Genomic DNA, 20,132 nt, shown 5'->3' on the forward strand with positions numbered 1-20,132 from the left:
TCAGCCCCGCGCGTGACGGACCGCCGCGATCGTCGTACGGGCCTGGTGCTCGACCTGGTGGGCCACCGGCACCCAACGCGCCCCGAACCGCGTCCCGTACACCTCGCACCAGCGGGTGACGAGCGCGTCGAGGCGGGGCGCCGCCGGGTCGCCGGCCTCCTCCAGGACGCGCAGGAGCATCGCCGCGGCGCGCAGGGGGAGACGGCGGGCGAAGGCGTCGATGCTGCCGACGTAGGCCATCGTCGCGTCCGGCGGCGGCGGTTGCACCCAGTCGTCCGCGAGGCCGGGGACCAGGCTCAGCGCCCAGCGGGCGGCGCGCAGCAGCGGGCCCGTGGTGTCCGGCAGGCGGGGCAGCGTCTCCATGAGGATCGCCTCGACGAGGCGGGTGTCGCGGCTGAGCCGCGCCGAGATGCGGCGCAGCGCCCGCTCGGGCGCGGGGTGCGGGGCCGGGTCGTCGACCAGGTCGCTGGCCCACATCGGCACCTCGATGATGGCCGTGGAGCCGCCGTAGCGGTGCGCGTGGTGCCAGGTGGAGTGCCGGGCGTCGTCGGGCAGGCTCGGGAACGCGGCCCGCGCGTCGAGTCCCGGCATCACATGGACCCCCGGCCCGGACGTCGGCCAGCCCGCCGCGTCGCAGGCGCCCGTCTCCACCGGTATGTGCAGCTCCGCCGCCGACTTGGCGAACGCCTCCGCGAGCCCGGGGATGTCCCGGGTCAACTGCACCCAGCTCCCGCCCAGCTCGGTGCCGTGCAAGGAGACCTGGAGGTAGGGGCGCAGCTCGTCGATGGCGCCGGTCAGCGCCGTCGTCTCCGGCGGCAGCCGGTCCGCGGGCAGCACCGACAGCGACCACTCGGGCTGCTCGGGCCCCGCGGGGCGGAAGAAGTGCCGGTGGTAGTCGAGCAGGGTGCGCGGGGCGGGCGTGCGGTGCAGCGCCGCGCCGTCCGGGTCGGCGCAGAGCAGGAAGTGCCAGGAGCGGTCGGAGCGCAGGGCCGGTTCGAGGAGCGTCCGCTCGGCCAGGTGCAGCGCGGTCGCGCCGCCCGTCGGCTCGTTGGCGTGCGCCCCGGCGACGACGAGGACGGTACGCGGGTCGTGCCCGACGGACAGCAGATGCAGCGGGCGGCCCTCACGTGACGTGCCGATCCGGCGTAAGCGGCACAGATCGGGCCGGTGAGTCGCCAGCTCCCGCGCTGACCGGGCCAGTTCGGCCGTGGTGGGGTACCGCTGATCCGTCAGATGACTCACCCCCGCTGGTGCTCCTGGCGTCAGCATCCGCAGTACCCCACGCTCGGCCTTGCCTGTCAAGAAGGCTTGTGCTCCGCTTCGTCGCCGGTGCAGGCTACGCCGTCCTGCTCAGGCGCGTACCAGCAACGCCACCGGCGACTGCCGGAAGAGTTCCGCCACGCGCGCGTCGCCGGTGAACTGGCGGCCCGGGTCGAGCAGTTCCGTCCAGTCGCCGGGCGGCAGCGCGAGCCGCGTCTCCTGCCAGCCGCCCGCCTCGGCGAGCCGCAGGGAGAGCCGGGTGACGGCCACGACGACGTGGCCCGAGCGCGCGTAGGCCACGCAGTGCTGCCCGGCCGGGCCCTCGGCGGGCAGTGGCTCGTAGGTGGCGGCGCCGCCGAACCACTCGGGGTGCTCCCTGCGCAGGTGGAGCGCCGCCTTGGTGAGCGCCTCCTTCTCCGCGGAGAGCGTGCCCGGCTCCTGGGCGGCCTCGAAGCGGGCGGGCGTCCGGTTGTCCGGGTCGACCAGGGCGCGGTACGCGTGCTCGGTGCCCTGGTAGACGTCCGGGACGCCCGGCATGGTGAGGTGCACCAGGGCCGCGCCCAGGACGTTGGCCCGTACGTCGGGGGCGAGGTCCGCCATGAAGCGCAGCACCTCCTCCCCGGGCGGGCCGCAGGGGCCGGACGCCACGAAGTCGCGCAGGGCGCTCTCGTAGGTCTCGTCCTGCTCGGTCCACGTCGTGTACAGGCCCGCCTCGCGCGCGTGCTTGAGCAGCGCGCCCTGCAACCGCTCCGGGTCGGCGGGGCCGAGCCCGGCCACCGTCTGCCAGGCGGCCCATGCCGTCTGCGGGTCGGGCGCGCTGCCGGCGCCGCCGCGCGCGGTCAGCTCGGTCACCAGGGCGAGCAGCGCCTCCCACTGCGTCGGGCACTGGCTGAGCGTCGCGATGCCCGCCCGGACGTCCGCGCTGCGTTTGGTGTCGTGGGTCGACAGGGCGGTCGAGGTGCAGGGCCAGTCGCGCTGCACGCGCGCGCAGTACGCGTGGAACGCCTCGGCCGTGACCGCCGGGCTCTGCGGGTTGCCGCCGACCTCCAGGGCGGACAGGAGCGGCGTGTACCGGTAGAAGGCGGTGTCCTCGACGGACTTGGCCCGCAGCGCCGACGCGGCCTGCGCGAACCGCGCCCGGAACGCCCTGTGGCGGGGGCCGTCCCCGTGCCGCCCGAGCGCCAGGTCGCGTACGGCGTCGACGGCGCGGGCCTCCTCCGCGACGGTGAACGCGGCTTTCGCGTCGGCCGCGTCGGACGCCGTCAACACCGTCTCCGGGTCGACGCCCCCGGCCGCGTACGGCCGGTACACCGGGACGCGCACCAGCAGCTCGTGCAGGGCCGTGCGCAGCGCCCAGGGCGCGTGGTCGCGCAGCTCCGGCTTCTCGGCGCACAGGGCGGTCGCCTCGCGCGTGAGGCGGTCGATCTCAGCGGCCAGCTCGTGCGTGACGACGTGGTGGGCGGCGCGGCGGGCGGTCGCCGCCCACTCGCCGCCGCGGTCGGCAGTGACGCCCGTGAACCGGCGGAAGAGGCCGAGCAGCTCGTCCGCGCCCGCCGGGTCGGTGAACAGGCCGTCGATGTGGCGCATCGCGTCGTAGCCCGTGGTCCCGGCGACCGGCCAGGCGGCGGGCGGGTGCTCGTCGTCCTCCAGGATCTTCTCGACGACGGTCCAGCGGCCGCCCGTCGCGTCGCTGAGGCGCTGGAGGTAGCCGCCGGGGTCGGCGAGGCCGTCGGGGTGGTCGATGCGCAGCCCGTCGACGACGCCCTCGCGCAGCAGCCGCAGGATCGTCGCGTGGGTCTCCTCGAAGACCTCGGGCTCCTCCTGGCGCACGCCGATCAGGTCGGAGATGGTGAAGAAGCGCCGGTAGTTCAGCTCCGTGCGTGCGAGGCGCCACCAGGCCAGGCGGTACCACTGGGCGTCCAGGAGCTGCGGCAGCGGCAGCGTGCGGGTGCCCTCGCGCAGCGGGAAGACGTGGTCGTAGTAGCGCAGCACGTCCCCCTCCACCTTGAGGGCGGACAGCTCCTCGCCGACGGGGCCGCCGAGGACGGGCAGCAGGACCCGGCCGCCCTGCGCCTCCCAGTCGATGTCGAACCAGCGCGCGTACGGCGACGCGGGGCCGTCGCGCAGCACCTCGTACAGCGGCCTGTTGTGCCGCGGGGAGGCGGCCATGTGGTTGGGCACGATGTCCACGACCAGGCCGAGGCCGTGCTCGCGCGCCTTGGCGGCCAGCGCCCGCAGTCCGTCCTCGCCGCCGAGTTCGCCGCGCACGCGCGCGCAGTCCACCACGTCGTAGCCGTGCGTCGAGCCGGGCACTGCTTCTAAGACCGGCGACAGATGCAGGTGGGAGACCCCCAGGGAGGCCAGGTAGGGGACGGCGGCAGCGGCCGCGGCGAAGCCGAGATCGGGTTGGAGCTGGAGCCGGTAGGTGGCCGTCGGGGCGTGAGGCGTCATGCGGAACTACTTACCCTCAAGCGCGCCTTTCGTGCGTTCACCGCGGCGCTGCGGCGCGCCGCGGTGAACGCCGAAAAGCCCTTAAGCGGGCCGTCGCAGCACCGTGAGGCTCCTCCCGACCAGCTCCAGACGGTCACCCGCCTGGACCTTCGGACCGTCGTCGGTGGGCAGCCCCGTCGGCAGCGCCGTGTCGACGACCGTCTGCCACTGCCGGCCGTGATCCATCGGCACGACGAACTCCTGCACCTCGGGCGAGGCGTTGAACAGCAGCAGGAACGAGTCGTCCACGATGCGCTCGCCGCGCGGCCCCGGCTCCGAGATCGCGTTGCCGTTGAGGAACACCGACAGGGAGCGGGCCTGCGCCGCCGTCCAGTCCTCCTGCGTCATCTCCTCGCCCTCGGGGGTGAACCAGGAGATGTCCGACAGCTCGTCGTGCGTGCCCTCCACCGGGCGGCCGTGGAAGAAGCGGCGCCTGCGCAGGACGGGGTGCTCGCGGCGCAGCCGCACCATCGCGCGCGTGAACTCCAGAAACGGCTCCGGCGGCGCGTCGGGGTCGGCCCAGCGCACCCAGGAGACCTCGTTGTCCTGGCAGTAGGCGTTGTTGTTGCCGCCCTGGGTGCGCGCGAACTCATCCCCGTGGCTGAGCATCGGCACGCCCTGGGACAGCATCAGCGTGGCCACGAAGTTGCGCATCTGGCGGGCGCGCAGGTCGAGGACGGCGGGGTCCTCGGTCTCGCCCTCGGCGCCGCAGTTCCACGACCGGTTGTGGCTCTCGCCGTCCCGGTTCTCCTCGCCGTTGGCGTCGTTGTGCTTCTCGTTGTACGAGACCAGGTCGTGCAGGGTGAAGCCGTCGTGGCAGGTCACGAAGTTTATCGAGGCGAGCGGGCGGCGGCCGTCGTCCTGGTAGAGGTCGGAGGAGCCGGTGAGGCGGCCCGCGAACTCCGCCAGGGTGCGCGGCTCGCCCCGCCACAGGTCCCGTACGGTGTCGCGGTACTTGCCGTTCCACTCGGTCCACAGCGGCGGGAAGTTGCCCACCTGGTAGCCGCCCTCGCCGACGTCCCAGGGCTCCGCGATCAGCTTCACGCGCGAGACCACCGGGTCCTGCTGCACCAGGTCGAAGAAGGACGACAGCCGGTCCACCTCGTGGAACTGGCGGGCCAGGGTCGCCGCCAGGTCGAAGCGGAACCCGTCGACGTGCATCTCCTCGACCCAGTAGCGCAGCGAGTCCATGATCATTTGCAGGACGTGTGGCGAGCGCATAAGGAGCGAGTTGCCCGTGCCCGTCGTGTCCATGTAGTACCGCGGATCGTCGGTGAGGCGGTAGTACGACGGATTGTCGAGGCCCTTGAAGGAGAGGGTCGGACCCAGGTGGTTGCCCTCGGCCGTGTGGTTGTAGACGACGTCGAGGATGACCTCGATGCCCGCCTGGTGCAGCGCCCGCACCGCCGACTTGAACTCCAGGACCTGCTCGCCCCGGTCGCCCCAGGACGCGTAGGTGTTGTGCGGGGCGAAGAAGCCGATCGTGTTGTAGCCCCAGTAGTTGTTCAGGCCCATCTCGACCAGGCGGTGGTCGTTGACGAACTGGTGGACCGGCATCAACTCGAGCGCGGTCACGCCCAGTTCGGTGAGGTGCTCGATGACCGCCGGGTGCGCGAGCGCCGCGTAGGTGCCGCGCAGCTCGTCCGGGAGCTCCGGGTGGAGCATCGTCAGCCCCTTCACATGGGCCTCGTAGAGCACCGTCTCGTGGTACTCGGTGCGCGGCGGGCGGTCGTCGCCCCAGTCGAAGTAGGGGTTCACCACGACCGACGCCATCATGTGCGGCGCCGAGTCGAGGTCGTTGCGCTCCTCCGGCGAGCCGAACGGATAGCCGTACACGGCCTCCGTCCAGTCGATGCGCCCGCTGATGGCACGCGCGTACGGATCGAGGAGCAGCTTCGCGGAGTTGCAGCGCATCCCGCGCGCGGGTTCGTAGGGGCCGTGCGCCCGGTAGCCGTACCGCTGCCCCGGCATGATGCCGGGGAGGTAGGCGTGCCGGACGAACGCGTCGGACTCTCTCAGCTCCACCGCCGTCTCCGAACCGTCGTCGTGCAACAGGCACAACTCGATCCTGTCGGCGGCCTCGGAGAAGACCGCGAAATTGGTTCCGGCGCCGTCGTACGTGGCACCGAGCGGATACGCCTGTCCAGGCCAGACCTGCATGCTGTCGACTCTTCCACTTCCGGCCCGGCGGTCCGGGCGACACCAGTGAGTCTGTCCCCGAAAGTGACGGAACCACCTCCGAGTTGGCCCCCTCTTACAGGAAGACCACGTACATCCGGCGCGCCCGCACGCGGGACTGCCGGGAGAGCAGGGGGAAGATGTGCGCGAGCTAGCAAGACGCCATCTCGGAAAACTGGTGGCCACGGTGGCCCTGGCCACCGCCGGCGCGGCCGTCGCGGTGGGCGTGGGCCTGCCGGGCGGCGCGGGGGACGAGGCCGGCGCGGCGGCCAGGGCGGGCACGGCCCAGCAGGACGCCGTGGCGCCGGAGGGGACGGTCGAGGCGGCGCCCGAGGAGGGCGCGAAGGGGGTCGGCCGGGACCCGCTCACCGAGGCGGAGATCGACCGGGCCGAGAAGATCGCCGTCCAGAACAACAACCTGCGCAGGACCGCCCGGGACGTGGAGGGCGACCGCGGCCCCCAGCACCTGTCCACCAACCTGACGGAGACCGAGCCGGGCCTCAGCGGCGCGGCGGCCGCCCAGCGCCGCGCGGACGTCGTCTCCTACGACTACAAGAGCGACACCGTCGTCACCAAGACCGTGAACCTCGACACCGGCAAGGTGGAGGACACGCGCAACGACAAGGGCGTCCAGCCGCCGCCCAGCCAGGGGGAACTGGCCGAGGCCGCGGACCTGCTGATAGCGAACAGGCTCGGCGCCGACCTCAAGGCGGATTACAAGGACGCGACCGGCAAGCAGCTCACCAAGGCCGGACAGCTCCAGCTCAGCGGCATGATCTTCCGCAAGGAGACCGTCGCGCGCGTGCCCGCGGACCTCACCGACTGCGGAAAGCACCGCTGCCTGCGCGTCGTCGCCAAGGTGACGAACGGACCGTGGATAGACACCCGCGCCCTCGTCGTCGACCTGAGCGACCGCACCGTCGGCCGCCTGTCCTGACCGCCGCGGCGGAACCGAACCCTCCACATACCTCTCCTGCACAAGGGAGTCCTTCCGTATGCACGTGAACAGAGTCCGGCGCGCCCGCACGAGGCCCGCTGCCGCCCTCACCGGCCTCGCGGTCACCGCGCTGCTCGGCACCGCCTTCGCCACCGCACCCTCCGCCGGCGCCGCGCCCCAGGCGCCCGCGGCCGCCGCGCCCGCCTGCTCGGCCGCGTACCAGATCGAGCAGACCCTCGACGGCGGTACCACCTGGCGCATGTGCTGGCACTACAACACCCTCTCCGGTCTCGTCCTGGACGACGTGAGCTACCAGCCCAAGAGCGAGCCGAAGCCGATCCGTGTCCTCACCAGTGCCCGCCTCGCGCAGGTCCATGTCCCCTACGACGACGGGGAGACCGAGTACGACGACGTCACCGGCACCGACTTCGGCCAGGCCCTCCAGGCGCTGCGCCCCGCCGAGTGCCCCGGCGGCACCATCAAGACGGTGAAGGTCCCCGACCGCGGCAACGTCGCCGGGCTGTGCGCGACCACGCGTGCGCGCGGGCACGCGTACCGCCTGCACGACGACGAGTCGACCGGCGGCCGCGGCAAGCTCTACAGCGCCCAGGGCAAGGACCTGCTCGTCTACACGGTCAACAAGGCGTCCTGGTACGAGTACATCACCGAGTGGCGCTTCTCCTCCGACGGCACCATCACCTCCAACGTCGGCGCGACCGGCAGCCTCTCCCCGTACGACTACAAGGGCACCGACGGCAAGGGCTGGCCCATCGGCAAGGGCGCCAGCGCCTACGCCGAGAGCCACAGCCACAACGTGTTCTGGCGGCTCAACTTCGGCCTCGACGGCTCCTCCAAGAGCAAGATCGAGCAGTACGACTCCAAGGTGACCGCCCCGCGCGGCAACGGCTCGCCCACCACCAAGACCACCAGGACCCCCGTCACCAAGGAACTCGCCGGTGACGCGGCGAACATGCGCTGGTGGCGCGTGGTCTCCACCGCCGGCAAGAACAAGGACGGCCACCCCCGCTCCTACGAGTTCGTGCCCGGCCGCTCGGCCAAGTTCCCCGGCCGCTCCTTCACCAAGCACGACCTGTACTTCACCGAGTACAACAAGTGCGAGCAGTACGCGAGCAACAACCCCGCCTCCAACTGCGGCGGCGCGAGCGTGGACAAATGGGTCGGCGGCCAGGCCCTGAAGAACCCGATCGCCTGGGTCAACATAGGGTTCCACCACATCGCCCGGGACGAGGACCAGCAGCCCATGCCGGTCCACTGGCAGGGCTTCTCGCTGGCCCCGAGGGACGTCACGGCCATGAGCCCGCTCACTCCGGCGGACCTCGCGAACCAGAACGGGGAGCCCCCGCTGGGCCGTTGACGAACTCTCCTCCCCATCCGGCTGCACCGCCCGCCGCTCCCGGAGTACCCTTCCTTGATCGTTGTTGGGGAGTGCTCCGACAAGCTCAGGGACAAGCTCGGGGGAGCGGAAGGCGGTGCGGAGCGGGTGAGCTCGGGAGGGCTTGAGCTGCCCCCTGGTGACGACGGTCACGAAGGCCAGGAGGGTCAGGGGGCGGCCGCCACGGACATCCCGCCCCAAGCGGTGTCACTGGCCCGGCCCATGGACGTGGGGTCCCAGATCGGCCCCGAACTGGACTGGGGCCCCGACGCCTGGCGCGAGGTGCGTACGCGCGCGCAGCGGGCCGGGCGCGCCTACATCTGGCTGAACCTGGTCGAGCAGCGGCTGCGCGCCGTCGTCGCCGCCGTGCTGCGGCCCGTCTACGAGCCCGTGCACGGCGACGACTGGGTCGTGGCCGCCGCCGGGCCCGCCGGGCAGGAGTGGGTGCAGCGGGCCGTCGCCGTGCGCGAGGTCAGCCGCCGCAAGGGCTACCTCCTGGACCCGGCCGACGACAACGTGCTGTCGTTCCTGACCCTGCCGCAACTGCGGGAGCTGATGGTGCAGCACTGGCCGTGCTTCGAGCCGTACTTCGACGAGCGGCGCGACGTCGAGCTCGCCCTGGACGAGCTGGAGGTCACCCGCAACGTGGTCTCCCGCAACCGCGCCCTCAACGAGACGGTCCTCGCCCAGGCCGAGCGCGCCTCCGCCCGCCTCCTGGAGATGCTCGGCGCGGGCTCCGACGTCCCCGCCGCGCGCCGCCTGCCCATCGACGCGGTGGAGGAGCTGGTCGGCGACCGGTTCGCGGACGTCGTCGCCGTCCACTCCGACCGGGTGCGGCTGCTGCGCCAGTTCCCCGCCGAGGATCTCTTCGGCGGCGCCCGCCGCCTGGACGCCATCGGCATCGGCCTCAACCTGCTCGTGCAGAACTTCTCCGGCCGCCGCCTCGTCCGCCTCGCCGACGCGGGCGCCCGCGTCCGGCTGCTCTTCCTCAACCCGGCCTCCAGCGCGGTCAAACGGCGCGAGCGGGAACTCGGGATCAAACGGGGCGAACTGAGCCGCGCCGTCGAGATGAACATCCTGCACATGCGGCGCGTGCGGGCCCGGCTGCGCGACCCCGGCGCGTTCGAGATCCAGGTCTTCGACGAGACGCCGCGCTTCACCGCCTACCTCGTCGACGGCGACGGCGCGGACGGCATCGCCGTCGTCCAGTCCTATCTGCGCCGCTCGCGCGGGATGGAGGCGCCGGTCCTCGTCCTGCGCGGCGGCGGCCGCACGGTGCGGGCGAACGCCTCGCCGGACGCCGGGGAGAACGGACTGTTCGTGACCTACCGGGACGAGTTCGAGCAGGCGTGGGCCGACGCCCGCCCGGTGTCCTGAGAACCCCCTCGCGAGCGGGCGCCCAAACGGATTGTCAGTGGCGCGTGCGAAGGTGGTGGTCACTGGGGGAACGCACCACGAGAAGGGGGCTGTCATGGGCTGGCACCGGGAGCTGATGGTCGGCTTCGACCTGGAGACGACGGGCACGGATCCGCGCGAGGCGCGCATCGTCACCGCCGCCGTCATAGAGGTCAGGGACGGCGCCGTCCTCGGCCACAAGCAGTGGCTCGCCGACCCGGGCGTACCCATTCCGGACGAGGCGGTCGCCGTCCACGGCATCAGCAACGAGCGGGCGCGGGCGCAGGGCGAGCCGGCCGACCGCGTGGCGGACGCCGTCGCCGACGTCCTGACCGGCTACTGGCGCACGGGCGTCCCGGTGGTGGCGTACAACGCGACGTTCGATCTGACCCTGCTCTCCGCCGAACTCGCCCGCCACGGACTGCCCTCGTTGCACGAGCGGCTCGGCACGGACCCGGCGCCGGTCATCGACCCGTACACGATCGACCGCACCGCCGACCGCTACCGCCGCGGCAAGCGCAATCTGGAGGCGGTCTGCACCGAGTACGGCGTCACGCTCGACGCCGCCCACGACGCCTCGGCGGACGCCCTCGCCGCGGCGCTCCTCGCCCGCGCGATAGCCGACCGCCACCCGAAGGTCGCGGGCCTCGGCCCGGCGGAGCTGCACCGCCGCCAGGTGGAGTGGTACGCGCAGTGGGCGACGGACTTCCAGAACTTCCTACGGACCAAGGGCGACGAGACCGCGATGGTGGACCCGACGTGGCCGATCAAGTCCACCCCGGCGAAATCCAGCCCGGCCAATCCCAGCCCGGCGAAATCCAGCCCGGAAAAATCCAGCCCGTCCGGCGTTTGAGGACTGGGGGTCCGGGGGCGAAGCCCCCGTGCACACGGCGGCGCACCCGCCAACGGACCGAACCTCAGAACGGGTACCAGCGAACGGCCGTGTCGCCGTCCCGCAACGACCCCACCCGCCGCCGAAACTCCGCAAGGGCCGCAGGATTGCCCCCCGCATGCTGCGCAACCCACGCACAGGACGCCGTCTCCCGCGCCCCGCGCAACACCGCACACCCCTCCCACTCCCGCACATCCCACCCGTAGGCGGCGACAAACCCGTCATAAGCCGCCGCAGGCACCCCGTACCGGTCCCGCGACAGCGCCATCACCACGAGATCGTGCTCACGGAAATCGGACGAGAACGTCTCCAGGTCCACCAGAACGGGCCCCTCGGGACCGATGTGCACATTGCGGGGCAGCGCATCACCGTGGATGGGCCCGGGAGCGAGCCGGGGCGTCAGCGCGGCGGCAGCGGCGGCGAACCCGTCGCGCCGCTCACGCAAGTACGCCGCGTCCGCCGGGTCGATCGCGTCGCCCGCGAGCCGCAGCCAGCGTTCGACACCCCCGAGCAGTTCCCGCCGGGGCAGCGTGAACCCGGTCGGCTCGGGCAGCGCGTGCACCAGCTTCAGCAGCTCCGCGAGGTCGCGCGGCTCGGCGGGCCGCACCGCGTCGGGGATGCGGTGCCACACGGTCACCGGATGCCCGTCGACGACCAGCGGCTCGGCCTTGGCGGGCCGGACGGCGGGGACGCCGTGCTCGGCGAGGTACGCGGCGATGGACACCTCGCGCCGCGCCCGGTCGAGCAGCTCGGGGGCGAGGCCGCTGTCCCGGCCCACCTTGACCACGAGGTCGCCTGCGGCGAACACCGCGTTCTCGCCGAGCGCGAGCAGCTCCGCGCCGTCCGCGGGGCCGTCCACGACACCCGCCCGGGCCAGCACGTCCCGTGCCCGTACCTCGTCCATCACTCGCCTCCCGCGTTCCTGCCGGTACCCGGCCCAGTCTCGCACTGGTCCGAATGTCTTGACGTCACCGGACCGGCTCAGCACCATGACGGGGGCCGCCGGGACAGCCGCACGTACCGGACCCAGCACCACCGGACCCGTCCGAAGGAGTCGCATCCGTGACCTCGGCGACCGCACGACCACGGACGGGACGACCTCCCGCGTCCGCACGCCATCGGGAACAGGGCGCCTGGTTCCTGGTGCTCCCCGCGCTCCTGCCGATCCTGGTCCTGAGCGTCGGCCCGCTCCTCTACGGCATCGGGCTCGCCTTCACCGACTCCCAGTCGGGCCGCACCACGGCGACGCGGTGGGTCGGCGCCCTGAACTTCAGTGACCTGCTCCACGACACGCTCTTCTGGGAGTCGTTCCGCATCGGCCTGCTGTGGGCGGCCGGTGTGACGGTGCCGCAGTTCGTGCTCGCGCTCGGCCTCGCGCTCCTGCTCAACGAGGAGCTGCGCCTGCGCTGGCTGGCGCGGGCGCTCGCGATCGTGCCGTGGGCGATGCCGGAGGTCGTCGTCGGCATCATGTGGCGCCTCGTCTACCACCCGGACGCGGGCATCCTCAACGAGACGCTGCGCGACCTCGGCCTCGGCGACGGCCGCGACTGGCTGTCCGGCCTGGGCACCGCGCTGCCCGCCGTCATCGTCGTCGGCGTCTGGGCGGGCATGCCGCAGACCACGGTCGCCCTCCTCGCCGGGTTGCAGCACACCCCGCGCGAGCTGCACGAGGCCGCAGCGATGGACGGGGCGGGGGCGTGGCGCCGGTTCCGCACGGTGACCTGGCCCGCGATCCGCCCGGTCGCGCTCGCCATCACCGCGCTGAACTTCATCTGGAACTTCAACAGCTTCGCCCTGGTCTACGTCCTGACCAACGGCGGGCCCGGCGGACGCACCCGGCTGCCCATGCTGTTCGCGTACGAAGAGGCGTTCCGCTACGGGCAGTTCGGCTACGCGGCGGCGATGGGCTGTGTCATGGTCGCCGTCATCTCGATCCTCCTCGCCCTCTACCTCGTGGGCCGCCTGAAGGGAGGCGACGAGCAGTGATGAAGCCCTCCCGGCCCGTCCGCGCGGGCCAGTACCTCGCGCTCCTGGCCTATCTGGCCTTCCTCGTCCTGCCGTTCCTGTGGCTGATCTCCACCGCGTTCAAGCCGCCGCGCGAACTCGCGAGCCTGCACCCCACCTGGCTCCCGAAGGACCCGACCCTCGACAACTTCCGGCAGGCCTTCGACGAACAGCCGTTGTTGCGCGCGGCGGGGAACTCGCTGCTCGTGGCGGTCGGCGCCGCCGTGATCGCGCTGGTCATCGCGGTCCCGATGGCGTACGTCATGGCCCGCCACCGCTCGCTCGTGTCGCGGGCGACGACCGGCTGGGTGGTGATCAGCCAGGCGTTCCCGTTCGTCCTGATCATCATCCCGCTCTTTCTGATCCTGAAGACCTTCCACCTGATCAACGCGTTGTCGGGGCTGATCATGGTGTACGTGGTGTGGGCGCTGCCCTTCGCGCTGTGGATGCTCGTCGGCTACGTACGGGCGGTGCCGCGGGAGCTGGAGGAGGCGGCGGCGGTCGACGGGGCGGGCAGGCTGCGCGTCCTGGTCTCGGTGACGGCGCCGCTGCTCGTGCCCGGGATCGTCGCGACGGGCCTGTTCGCGTTCATCAGCGCCTGGAACGAGTTCTTCTTCGCCCTGGTCCTGATGAAGACGCCGGAGCGGCAGACGCTGCCGGTGATCCTGACGCACTTCCTCGGCGCGGAGGGCGTCGCGGACCTCGGCCCGCTCGCCGCGGCGGCGTTCCTGGCGACGCTCCCGTCCCTGGTGATCTTCGCGTTGATCCAGAAGCGGATCGCGGGCGGGATGCTGGCGGGGGCGGTCAAATGACGGCCCGTGTGCGCACGTTGCTCGCCATGGTCGCGGCGGCGCTCCTCCTCGCCGGCTGCACCTCCGGCCCCGAGGAGACCGGCGGCCGGGTCACCCTGGAGTTTCAGTCGCTCGCCTGGCAGAAGGAGTCCGTCGACGCCACCAAGCAGTTGGTGGAGGAGTGGAACGCGACCCACCCCGACGTCCAGGTCAGATACGTACAGGGCAGTTGGGACAGCGTCCACGACCAACTGCTGACCGCCTTCGAGGGCGGCGAGGCGCCCGACATCATCCACGACGCCTCCGACGACCTGGCCGACTTCGCCTACGGCGGCTACCTCGCGGACCTGCGCGCGTATCTTCCCGCCCGCCTCAAGGCGGACATCCCGCGCCGCAGTTGGGAGACCGCGACCTTCGGGGACGGGATCTACGGCGTCCCGTTTCTCCAGGAGCCGCGCGTCCTGATCGCCGACGCGAAGCGGCTGAAGGAAGCGGGCGTGCGCGTCCCGACGCCGGAACGCCCCTGGTCCTGGGAGGAGTTCCGCGCGGCCGCCGCCCGGCTCACGGACAGGGCCAAGGGCAGGTACGGGGTCGCCTGGCCGCTCAAGGAACCCGTGTCCGCGACCCTCAATCTGTCCCTGTCGACCGGCGGGAAGATGTTCCACCGGGGCGCGGACGGCAAGGTGACGATCCGGTTCGGGGCGGCCGACGCGGTGATGCCGCGCACCGTGCACGACCAGGTGAACTTCGACCACAGCGCGTCGAGCACGACGCTCGGCATGGGCGGCTCCGACACGCTCCCCGGCTTCTTCGCGGGCAAGTACGCGATGGTGCCGCTCGGCTTCTCCTACCGGCAGCAGATCGTCCAGCAGGCGCCCAAGGGGTTCGACTGGCAGGTGCTGCCCGCACCGGCCGGGGCGGACGGGCTCACCCAGGGCGTCAGCCCGCAGACCCTGTCCGTCGCCCAGGACAGCGCGCACAAGAAGGAGGCGGCCGAGTTCATCGACTTCCTGCTCCGGCCGCGCAACATGGTCCGCCTCGCCCTCGGCGACTGGATGCTGCCCACGGGCACGCGCGCGCTGAAGGACCCCGCGCTGCACACCACCGACAACGACTGGGCCACCGGCACCGCCCTCGCCACCCACCTCCGCCCGGCCCCGGCCCAGTCGGTGCGCGGCTACCCGGAATGGAAGGACAAGGTCGCCACCCCGGCGCTGCAGGAGTACTACAGCGGCGCGATCGACCTGCCCGAGCTGCGACACCGCCTGGTCGAGGACGGGAATTTGGTACTGGCGCGGTACCAGAGATAGCGCAGGCGGCGACGGGAGGAGAGCCGCGCGTGAGGCGCGGCCGGAGGCAGGACGGATTCGCGAGACGTCACGTCTTGCACGAGACGTATCGTCTCGCTTATGGTGGCGGGGTGATGAACCAGGAACGCCGTACCCCGGCCCACATCGCCATGTTCTCCATCGCCGCGCACGGGCACGTGAACCCGAGTCTGGAAGTGATCCGCGAGCTGGTCGCCCGGGGGCACCGCGTCACGTACGCCATCCCGCACCTCTTCGAGGAGAAGATCGCCGAGACCGGTGCCGAGCCGGTGCTCTACCGCACGACCCTGCCCGGCCCCGACGACGACCCGGCGGCCTGGGGGACGACGCTCCTCGACAACGTGGAGCCGTTCCTGAACGACGCCGTCCAGGCGCTGCCGCAGCTCATCGACGCCTACGAGGGCCCGGACGGCGTCGGCGTCCCCGACCTCGTGCTGCACGACATCACCTCCTACCCGGCCGCCGTCCTCGCCCACCGCTGGGGCGTCCCGGCGATCTCCCTCTCCCCGAACCTCGTCGCCTGGCAGGGGTACGAGGAGGAGGTCGCCGAGCCGATGTGGGCGGAGCCCCGCGCGACGCCGCGCGGCAAGGCCTACTTCGACAAGTTCACCGCCTGGCTGCGGGAGAACGGGGTGACGAAGACGGCCGAGGAGTTCTGGGGCCGCCCCGACCGCTCCCTCGTCCTCATCCCCAAGGCGCTCCAGCCGAACGCCGACCGGGTCGACGAGAAGACGTACACCTTCGTCGGCGCCTGCCAGGGCGACCGGTCCGCGCAGGGCACCTGGGAGCGGCCCGCCGACGCCGAGCGGGTGCTGCTCGTCTCGCTCGGCTCGTCGTTCACCAAGCAGCCCGGCTTCTACCGCGAGTGCGTCAAGGCGTTCGGCGACCTGCCGGGCTGGCACATGGTGCTCCAGGTCGGCAAGCACGTGAGCGCCGACGATCTCGGGCCCGTACCCGCGAACGTCGAAGTACGCGACTGGGTGCCGCAGTTGTCCGTGCTCCAGCAGGCCGACGCGTTCATCACGCACGCGGGCGCGGGCGGCAGCCAGGAGGGCCTCGCCACCGCCACGCCGATGGTCGCCGTCCCGCAGGCCGTCGACCAGTTCGGCAACGCCGACATGCTCCAGGGACTCGGAGTCGCCCGGCACCTTCCCATGGAGGAGGCGACGGCCGAGAACCTCCGCGCGGCGGTCCTCGCGCTCGTCGACGACCCCGAGGTGGCGCGCCGCCTCGCCGCGATCCGCGAGGAGATGGCGGGTGAGGGCGGCACACCGCGGGCGGCCGACCTCATCGAGGCCGAACTGCCCGTCAAGTAGGGCCGGTCACTGGTAGAGCGTGGTGTCGATCCTGGCCTTGTAGACGATCGCGCCCGGCGTCTGCAGGGGCCGGGTCGTGCCCAGGTTGAAGTGGACGTACTTGGTGCCGAACGCGTTGCCGCCGGCCACCGAGCCCGTCCACATCTGCTCGCCCGACTTGTGCTCGACGTAGGACTTCACGAGGTTGCGGTCGTGGCGCAGCTTCTTCTTCATGGTCGCCTTGTCGACCTCGTAGACACCGCCCGTCTCGCAGATCAGCAGACGGCCGGGGTGCGAGTAGTCCGGCTGCACGTCGTGCCCGCGCGTCACCTTGATCCGGCGGGCGGTGTCCTCGACCAGCTTCGCCGAGGTCGCCGTCGTCACGATCCGGTACGCGGTCAGGACGCTGCCGCCGATCGCCCACATCCGGTCCAGGGACGGGTCCCAGAGCAGGCCGTGCGCCTGGTGGAACGGGATCGTCTGCACCTTGACGAGCGAACTGCTGTGCTGGTTGCCCGGCCGGAAGACGTGCAGGCTGCCGCCGGTCGCGGAGCCGCCGCCGCTGCCCCTGCTGCGCCCGGCGACGACCACGACACCGGTGCCGCGCGCCCGCTCGATGCAGTGCGGGTAGTTCGGCACGTTCGCCGACCACAGCTTCCGCTTGTCGCGGCGCCGGTAGATGCTCGCCGTGCCGCTGTTCGGGTCGCCCGCCGCGACGAGCAGGACCTGCCCGTCCCCGCTCGTGTCGCGGAAGCGGTGCTCCATCGGGTGGCCGCCGGCCGGGTTCAGCGACCACTTCACATTGGCCGCGGTGAACGGCTTGTTGCGGTCGAACAGCATGATCTTGCCGGACGTGATGTCGCCGACCAGCACGTTGAACGCCGCCGGTGCCGCGTCCGCGGGCGCCGCCGCGAGCAGCCCCGTCGCCGGAGCGGCGGCGCCGAGCAGCGCGCCCTTCAGAAGTGTCCGCCTGTCCATCGAGTGATCCTCCCCGTTGTCCACCGTTTCTCAGGGCACTTGATGCGCGCCGGGGCCCGTCGGTTCCCGGTGGAACCGACGGGCCCCGGCACACCGCCCGTTACCGGCCACGTTTTATGGAAGAACCCGCACGGGACGCTCGTCCGACGCCGGTCGCGGGCCCGGGAGCGCGGCCTCGTCATGGCTCAGGTCGGGCATCCGGCGCAGCCACTTCGGCAGGTACCAGTTGCGCTCGCCGAGCAGCGCCATCACCGCCGGGAGCAGCACGCCCCTGATGACGGTCGCGTCGATCAGGACGGCCGCCGCGAGGCCCACGCCCATCTGCTTGAAGGACTGCATGGACAGCGTCCCGAAGATGGCGAAGACGGCGACCATGATGACGGCGGCGCTGGTCACCACACCGGCCGTCGTGACGACCCCGTGCCGGATGGCGTCCAGGTTCGACCGCCCCTGGAGCCGCGCCTCCTTGATCCGCGACACCACGAACACGTGGTAGTCCATCGACAGGCCGAACAGGATCACGAAGAGGAACAGCGGCAGCCAGGAGATGATCGCCCCGACCCCCTCCGCCCCGACGAGCGAGGCGCCCCAGCCGTTCTGGAAGACGGCGACGAGGATGCCGTACGCCGCTCCGACGGAGAGCAGGTTGAGCGCGATCGACGTGACCGCGACGGTCAGCGAGCGGAACGAGAGCAGCATCAGCAGGAAGGCGAAGACGACCACGAAGACGAAGACCGGGACGACGGAGCCGACGATCTGGTCGTTGAAGTCCTTCGACCCGGCGACCTGCCCGGTGACGGGCGCCTCGACGCCGTCGACCTTGCCCAGCGTGCCGGGCCGCACCTGGTCCCGCAGGAGCGCGAGGCTCTTCTCGGCCTTGTCCTGGTCGGAGCCGCCGACGAGGGGTACGTCGATGAGCGCGACGTTCTCCTTGGCGTGCACGGTGACCTCGACCGGGCCGCGCGAGGCGCCCGAACTCACGGCCTGGGCACGGAAGTCGGCGATGGCCGCCCGGACCGCCGGGGCCTCGATGTCGTCGGCCTTCACGACGACCTCGGCCGGGTCGGAGCCGCCCGGGAACGCCGCGTTGACCCGGTCGTACGTCGCCACGATCGGCAGGGAGTTCCCGAACTCCTGGTCCAGGGTGAGGTTCTGCGTCTTCATGCCGAGCGCGGGCGCGGCGACGGCGAGCAGCGCGCCGACCGCGACGACGACGGAGACGGCGGGCCGCGCGAGGACGACGGCGAGGACGCGCTGCCAGAACCGGCTGCCGCTCTCGCCCTGCGCGCCGCTGCCGTTGTTCCGGCGCTTCGAGCGGTGCAGGAACGGGATACGGCCCTTCTCCACGCGCTCGCCGAGCAGCGAGAGCAGCGCCGGGAGCACGGTCACCGAGCCGACCATCGCGACCGCCACCACCATCAGCGAGGCGAGCCCCATGGCCTGGAACTCGGCGAGGCCGGTGAACATCATGCCCGCCATGGCCACGCACACCGTGACACCGGAGACGATGATCGCCCGGCCGCTGGTGGCGGCGGCGACGCGCAGCGCCGTCCGCGGATCGTGCCCCTTCATCCGCTCCTCGCGCTCGCGGCGCAGATAGAACAGGCAGTAGTCGACGCCGACCGCGAGCCCGACGAGCAGCATCACCGAGTTGGCGGTCTCGCTCATCGGCTGGAGGTGGCTGACGACGCCCATCAGGCCCATCGTCGCCATGATCGCGGTGATGGCGAGCGCCACCGGGAGCAGGGCCGCGACGAGCGCGCCGAACGCGATCAGCAGGATGCCGAGCGCCACCGGCACCGCCGAGAACTCGGCCCGCTGGAAGTCGTCGCCGAACGCGTCGTCGAACGTCTTGTTCATGCTGGCGCCGCCGATCTCCTCGATCCGCAGCGCGTCATGGTCACCCGCGACACCCTTCACCGCGTCCAGGACGGGCTCCACCCGGTCGGCCGCCGTGTCGGGGTCGCCCCGCATGTCGAACTGGACGAGCGCGGTGCGGCCGTCCTTCGACACGGTCTGCGTCCGGGCGGCGTACGGCGAGCGCACATTGGTCACCGCGCCCGTGCCCTCGACCGCCCTGACGACGTCCGCGACGGCCGCCTTGAACTCCGGCGCGGTGGCCCGCAGCCGCCCGTCCTTCGCCTGGACGAGCACGGTCTCGCCCGCGGGCTCGTCGATGTGCGCGTCCTCGACGATGCGCGACGCCTGGCTGGTCTCGCCGCTGAGCTGGTCGCTGTCCTCGACGTCGACGCGGCCCGCCGCCGAGCCGAGGCCCATCGCCAGGACGACGAACAGCACCCAGATGCCCACCGCCGCCCACCGGTGCCGCACGCTCCACCCGCCGGCCCGCGCGGCGAACCCCCGCACCCGCCGGTCCCGCCGCTCCCCGTTCCTCACCATGAGGTCACCTCCGCCCTCGAAGCTAGGGGCGCCGGGGGCGGGGTTCGTCGTGCTGGTCGGTGAAGTGCGGGGCGCCCCGCTCCGCACGGAGGATGACGACGGGCCCCTACATCTATAGGGACCCGGATCTCGTAGGGACACGGGGGCGGCCGCCCTATCCTGTGCCGATGGCGACCAAGCGATATGCGGCCCTGCTGCGCGGGATCAACGTCGGCGGCAACAAGAAGGTGCCGATGGCGCGACTCCGGACCCTCGTGGAGGGGCTCGGCTGCACCGACGTCCGCACCTACCTCCAGAGCGGGAACGTCACCTTCGCGGCCGACGGCGGTGCCGACGCCGAGACGACGCTGGCGCGCTCCGTCGAAGGCGCCCTCAGCGCGGAGTTCGGCTTCACGGTCGACGTCCTCGTACGCGCGCACGCGTACCTGAGGTCCGTCGTGGACGCGTGCCCGTTCCCCGCCGCCGAACTGCAGGGCAAGCAGCTCCACGTCACCTACTTCTCCGAGCAGGTCACCGCGGAGCGGTTCGCGGGGATCGACCCGGCCGCGTACGCCCCGGAGGAGTTCCGGCTCGGCGACCGCGCCCTGTACCTCTACGCCCCCGAAGGGCTCGGCGTGTCGAAGCTGGCCGCCCAGCTCAGCCGCCCGGCGCTCCACAAGGGCGTCGTCGCGACGAGCCGCAACTGGAACACCGTGGTCAAACTGGCGGAGCTGACGAGCGGCGCCCACTAGCGGGCCCCGCTGTCGCGTTTGTTAAAGAGCGGTACGGGCGCCGGGTCCTAGCGTCGGCGG

The 20,132-nt window shown here is 72.0% G+C and carries 15 protein-coding genes; 9 read left to right on the forward strand and 6 right to left on the reverse strand.

The features are described 5' to 3' along the window. From ABZ877_RS17385 to glgX, 3 genes are all read right to left on the reverse strand, one after another. The gene (locus ABZ877_RS17385; protein WP_361071281.1) at positions 1-1,242 is read right to left on the reverse strand and encodes a M14 family zinc carboxypeptidase; all 1,242 of its coding nucleotides are present in this window, start codon (positions 1,240-1,242) and stop codon (positions 1-3) included. 108 nt (positions 1,243-1,350) lie between these two features. After that, entirely contained in the window at positions 1,351-3,711 is a 2,361-nt protein-coding gene (gene treY / locus ABZ877_RS17390; protein ID WP_361071284.1) for a malto-oligosyltrehalose synthase, read from the reverse strand. 81 nt (positions 3,712-3,792) lie between these two features. Continuing rightward, positions 3,793-5,910 (reverse strand): glycogen debranching protein GlgX, encoded by a 2,118-nt coding sequence (gene glgX / locus ABZ877_RS17395; RefSeq protein ID WP_361071287.1) that lies wholly within the window; start codon positions 5,908-5,910, stop codon positions 3,793-3,795. A gap of 196 nt (positions 5,911-6,106) precedes the next feature. On the opposite strand from glgX, the gene ABZ877_RS17400 reads away from it, so the two are divergent. From ABZ877_RS17400 to ABZ877_RS17415, 4 genes are all read left to right on the forward strand, one after another. Continuing rightward, complete coding sequence (locus tag ABZ877_RS17400; RefSeq protein ID WP_361071290.1) at positions 6,107-6,865, forward strand: Tat pathway signal sequence domain protein; 759 nt, start codon at positions 6,107-6,109, stop codon at positions 6,863-6,865. A 58-nt stretch (positions 6,866-6,923) separates the two neighbouring features. Then, positions 6,924-8,240 (forward strand): copper amine oxidase, encoded by a 1,317-nt coding sequence (locus ABZ877_RS17405; RefSeq protein ID WP_361071292.1) that lies wholly within the window; start codon positions 6,924-6,926, stop codon positions 8,238-8,240. 126 nt (positions 8,241-8,366) lie between these two features. Then, on the forward strand, positions 8,367-9,635 hold the full coding sequence (locus tag ABZ877_RS17410; RefSeq protein ID WP_361071295.1) for an SAV2148 family HEPN domain-containing protein: 1,269 nt from the start codon (positions 8,367-8,369) through the stop codon (positions 9,633-9,635). Between the two features lie 94 nt (positions 9,636-9,729). Further along, positions 9,730-10,506: a 3'-5' exonuclease gene (locus ABZ877_RS17415; protein WP_361071298.1), complete on the forward strand. Its 777-nt coding sequence runs from the start codon at positions 9,730-9,732 to the stop codon at positions 10,504-10,506. A 64-nt stretch (positions 10,507-10,570) separates the two neighbouring features. On the opposite strand, the gene ABZ877_RS17420 is transcribed toward ABZ877_RS17415, so the two are convergent. Then, positions 10,571-11,449, reverse strand: a complete 879-nt coding sequence (locus ABZ877_RS17420; protein WP_361071301.1) for an aminoglycoside phosphotransferase family protein — start codon at positions 11,447-11,449, stop codon at positions 10,571-10,573. Between the two features lie 158 nt (positions 11,450-11,607). On the opposite strand from ABZ877_RS17420, the gene ABZ877_RS17425 reads away from it, so the two are divergent. From ABZ877_RS17425 to mgt, 4 genes are all read left to right on the forward strand, one after another. Then, a complete protein-coding gene (locus ABZ877_RS17425) occupies positions 11,608-12,531 on the forward strand; it encodes a sugar ABC transporter permease (RefSeq protein WP_361071304.1) in 924 nt (307 codons plus the stop codon). Further along, entirely contained in the window at positions 12,531-13,361 is an 831-nt protein-coding gene (locus ABZ877_RS17430) for a carbohydrate ABC transporter permease (protein ID WP_361071592.1), read from the forward strand. The genes ABZ877_RS17425 and ABZ877_RS17430 overlap by 1 nt, the downstream gene beginning before the upstream one ends. Then, positions 13,358-14,650 carry a sugar ABC transporter substrate-binding protein gene (locus tag ABZ877_RS17435; RefSeq protein WP_361071307.1) on the forward strand — a complete coding sequence of 431 codons (1,293 nt, stop codon included), beginning with the start codon at positions 13,358-13,360 and terminating at the stop codon, positions 14,648-14,650. The genes ABZ877_RS17430 and ABZ877_RS17435 overlap by 4 nt, the downstream gene beginning before the upstream one ends. A 113-nt stretch (positions 14,651-14,763) precedes the next feature. Further along, positions 14,764-15,984: a macrolide-inactivating glycosyltransferase gene (gene mgt / locus ABZ877_RS17440; RefSeq protein WP_361071309.1), complete on the forward strand. Its 1,221-nt coding sequence runs from the start codon at positions 14,764-14,766 to the stop codon at positions 15,982-15,984. Between the two features lie 6 nt (positions 15,985-15,990). On the opposite strand, the gene ABZ877_RS17445 is transcribed toward mgt, so the two are convergent. Beyond that, positions 15,991-16,941 carry a hypothetical protein gene (locus ABZ877_RS17445; RefSeq protein ID WP_361071312.1) on the reverse strand — a complete coding sequence of 317 codons (951 nt, stop codon included), beginning with the start codon at positions 16,939-16,941 and terminating at the stop codon, positions 15,991-15,993. 114 nt (positions 16,942-17,055) lie between these two features. Beyond that, entirely contained in the window at positions 17,056-19,341 is a 2,286-nt protein-coding gene (locus ABZ877_RS17450) for an MMPL family transporter (RefSeq protein ID WP_361071314.1), read from the reverse strand. A gap of 167 nt (positions 19,342-19,508) precedes the next feature. Here ABZ877_RS17450 and ABZ877_RS17455 point away from each other — a divergent pair, with 167 nt between their 5' ends. Next, positions 19,509-20,072: a DUF1697 domain-containing protein gene (locus ABZ877_RS17455; protein WP_361071317.1), complete on the forward strand. Its 564-nt coding sequence runs from the start codon at positions 19,509-19,511 to the stop codon at positions 20,070-20,072. Positions 20,073-20,132 lie beyond the last annotated feature (60 nt).

The organism is Streptomyces sp. NPDC046939 (assembly GCF_040644575.1).
GTDB lineage: Bacteria > Actinomycetota > Actinomycetes > Streptomycetales > Streptomycetaceae > Streptomyces.

What these genes read in the sequence shown, in the direction of transcription:
- treY (WP_361071284.1), bottom strand. Translation starts at nt 3,711, where the DNA reads ATGACGCCTCACGCCCCGACGGCCACCTACCGGCTCCAGCTCCAACCC.
- glgX (WP_361071287.1), bottom strand. Translation starts at nt 5,910, where the DNA reads ATGCAGGTCTGGCCTGGACAGGCGTATCCGCTCGGTGCCACGTACGAC.
- ABZ877_RS17405 (WP_361071292.1), top strand. Translation starts at nt 6,924, where the DNA reads ATGCACGTGAACAGAGTCCGGCGCGCCCGCACGAGGCCCGCTGCCGCC.
- ABZ877_RS17415 (WP_361071298.1), top strand. Translation starts at nt 9,730, where the DNA reads ATGGGCTGGCACCGGGAGCTGATGGTCGGCTTCGACCTGGAGACGACG.
- ABZ877_RS17420 (WP_361071301.1), bottom strand. Translation starts at nt 11,449, where the DNA reads ATGGACGAGGTACGGGCACGGGACGTGCTGGCCCGGGCGGGTGTCGTG.
- ABZ877_RS17430 (WP_361071592.1), top strand. Translation starts at nt 12,531, where the DNA reads ATGAAGCCCTCCCGGCCCGTCCGCGCGGGCCAGTACCTCGCGCTCCTG.
- ABZ877_RS17435 (WP_361071307.1), top strand. Translation starts at nt 13,358, where the DNA reads ATGACGGCCCGTGTGCGCACGTTGCTCGCCATGGTCGCGGCGGCGCTC.
- mgt (WP_361071309.1), top strand. Translation starts at nt 14,764, where the DNA reads ATGAACCAGGAACGCCGTACCCCGGCCCACATCGCCATGTTCTCCATC.
- ABZ877_RS17445 (WP_361071312.1), bottom strand. Translation starts at nt 16,941, where the DNA reads ATGGACAGGCGGACACTTCTGAAGGGCGCGCTGCTCGGCGCCGCCGCT.
- ABZ877_RS17450 (WP_361071314.1), bottom strand. Translation starts at nt 19,341, where the DNA reads ATGGTGAGGAACGGGGAGCGGCGGGACCGGCGGGTGCGGGGGTTCGCC.
- ABZ877_RS17455 (WP_361071317.1), top strand. Translation starts at nt 19,509, where the DNA reads ATGGCGACCAAGCGATATGCGGCCCTGCTGCGCGGGATCAACGTCGGC.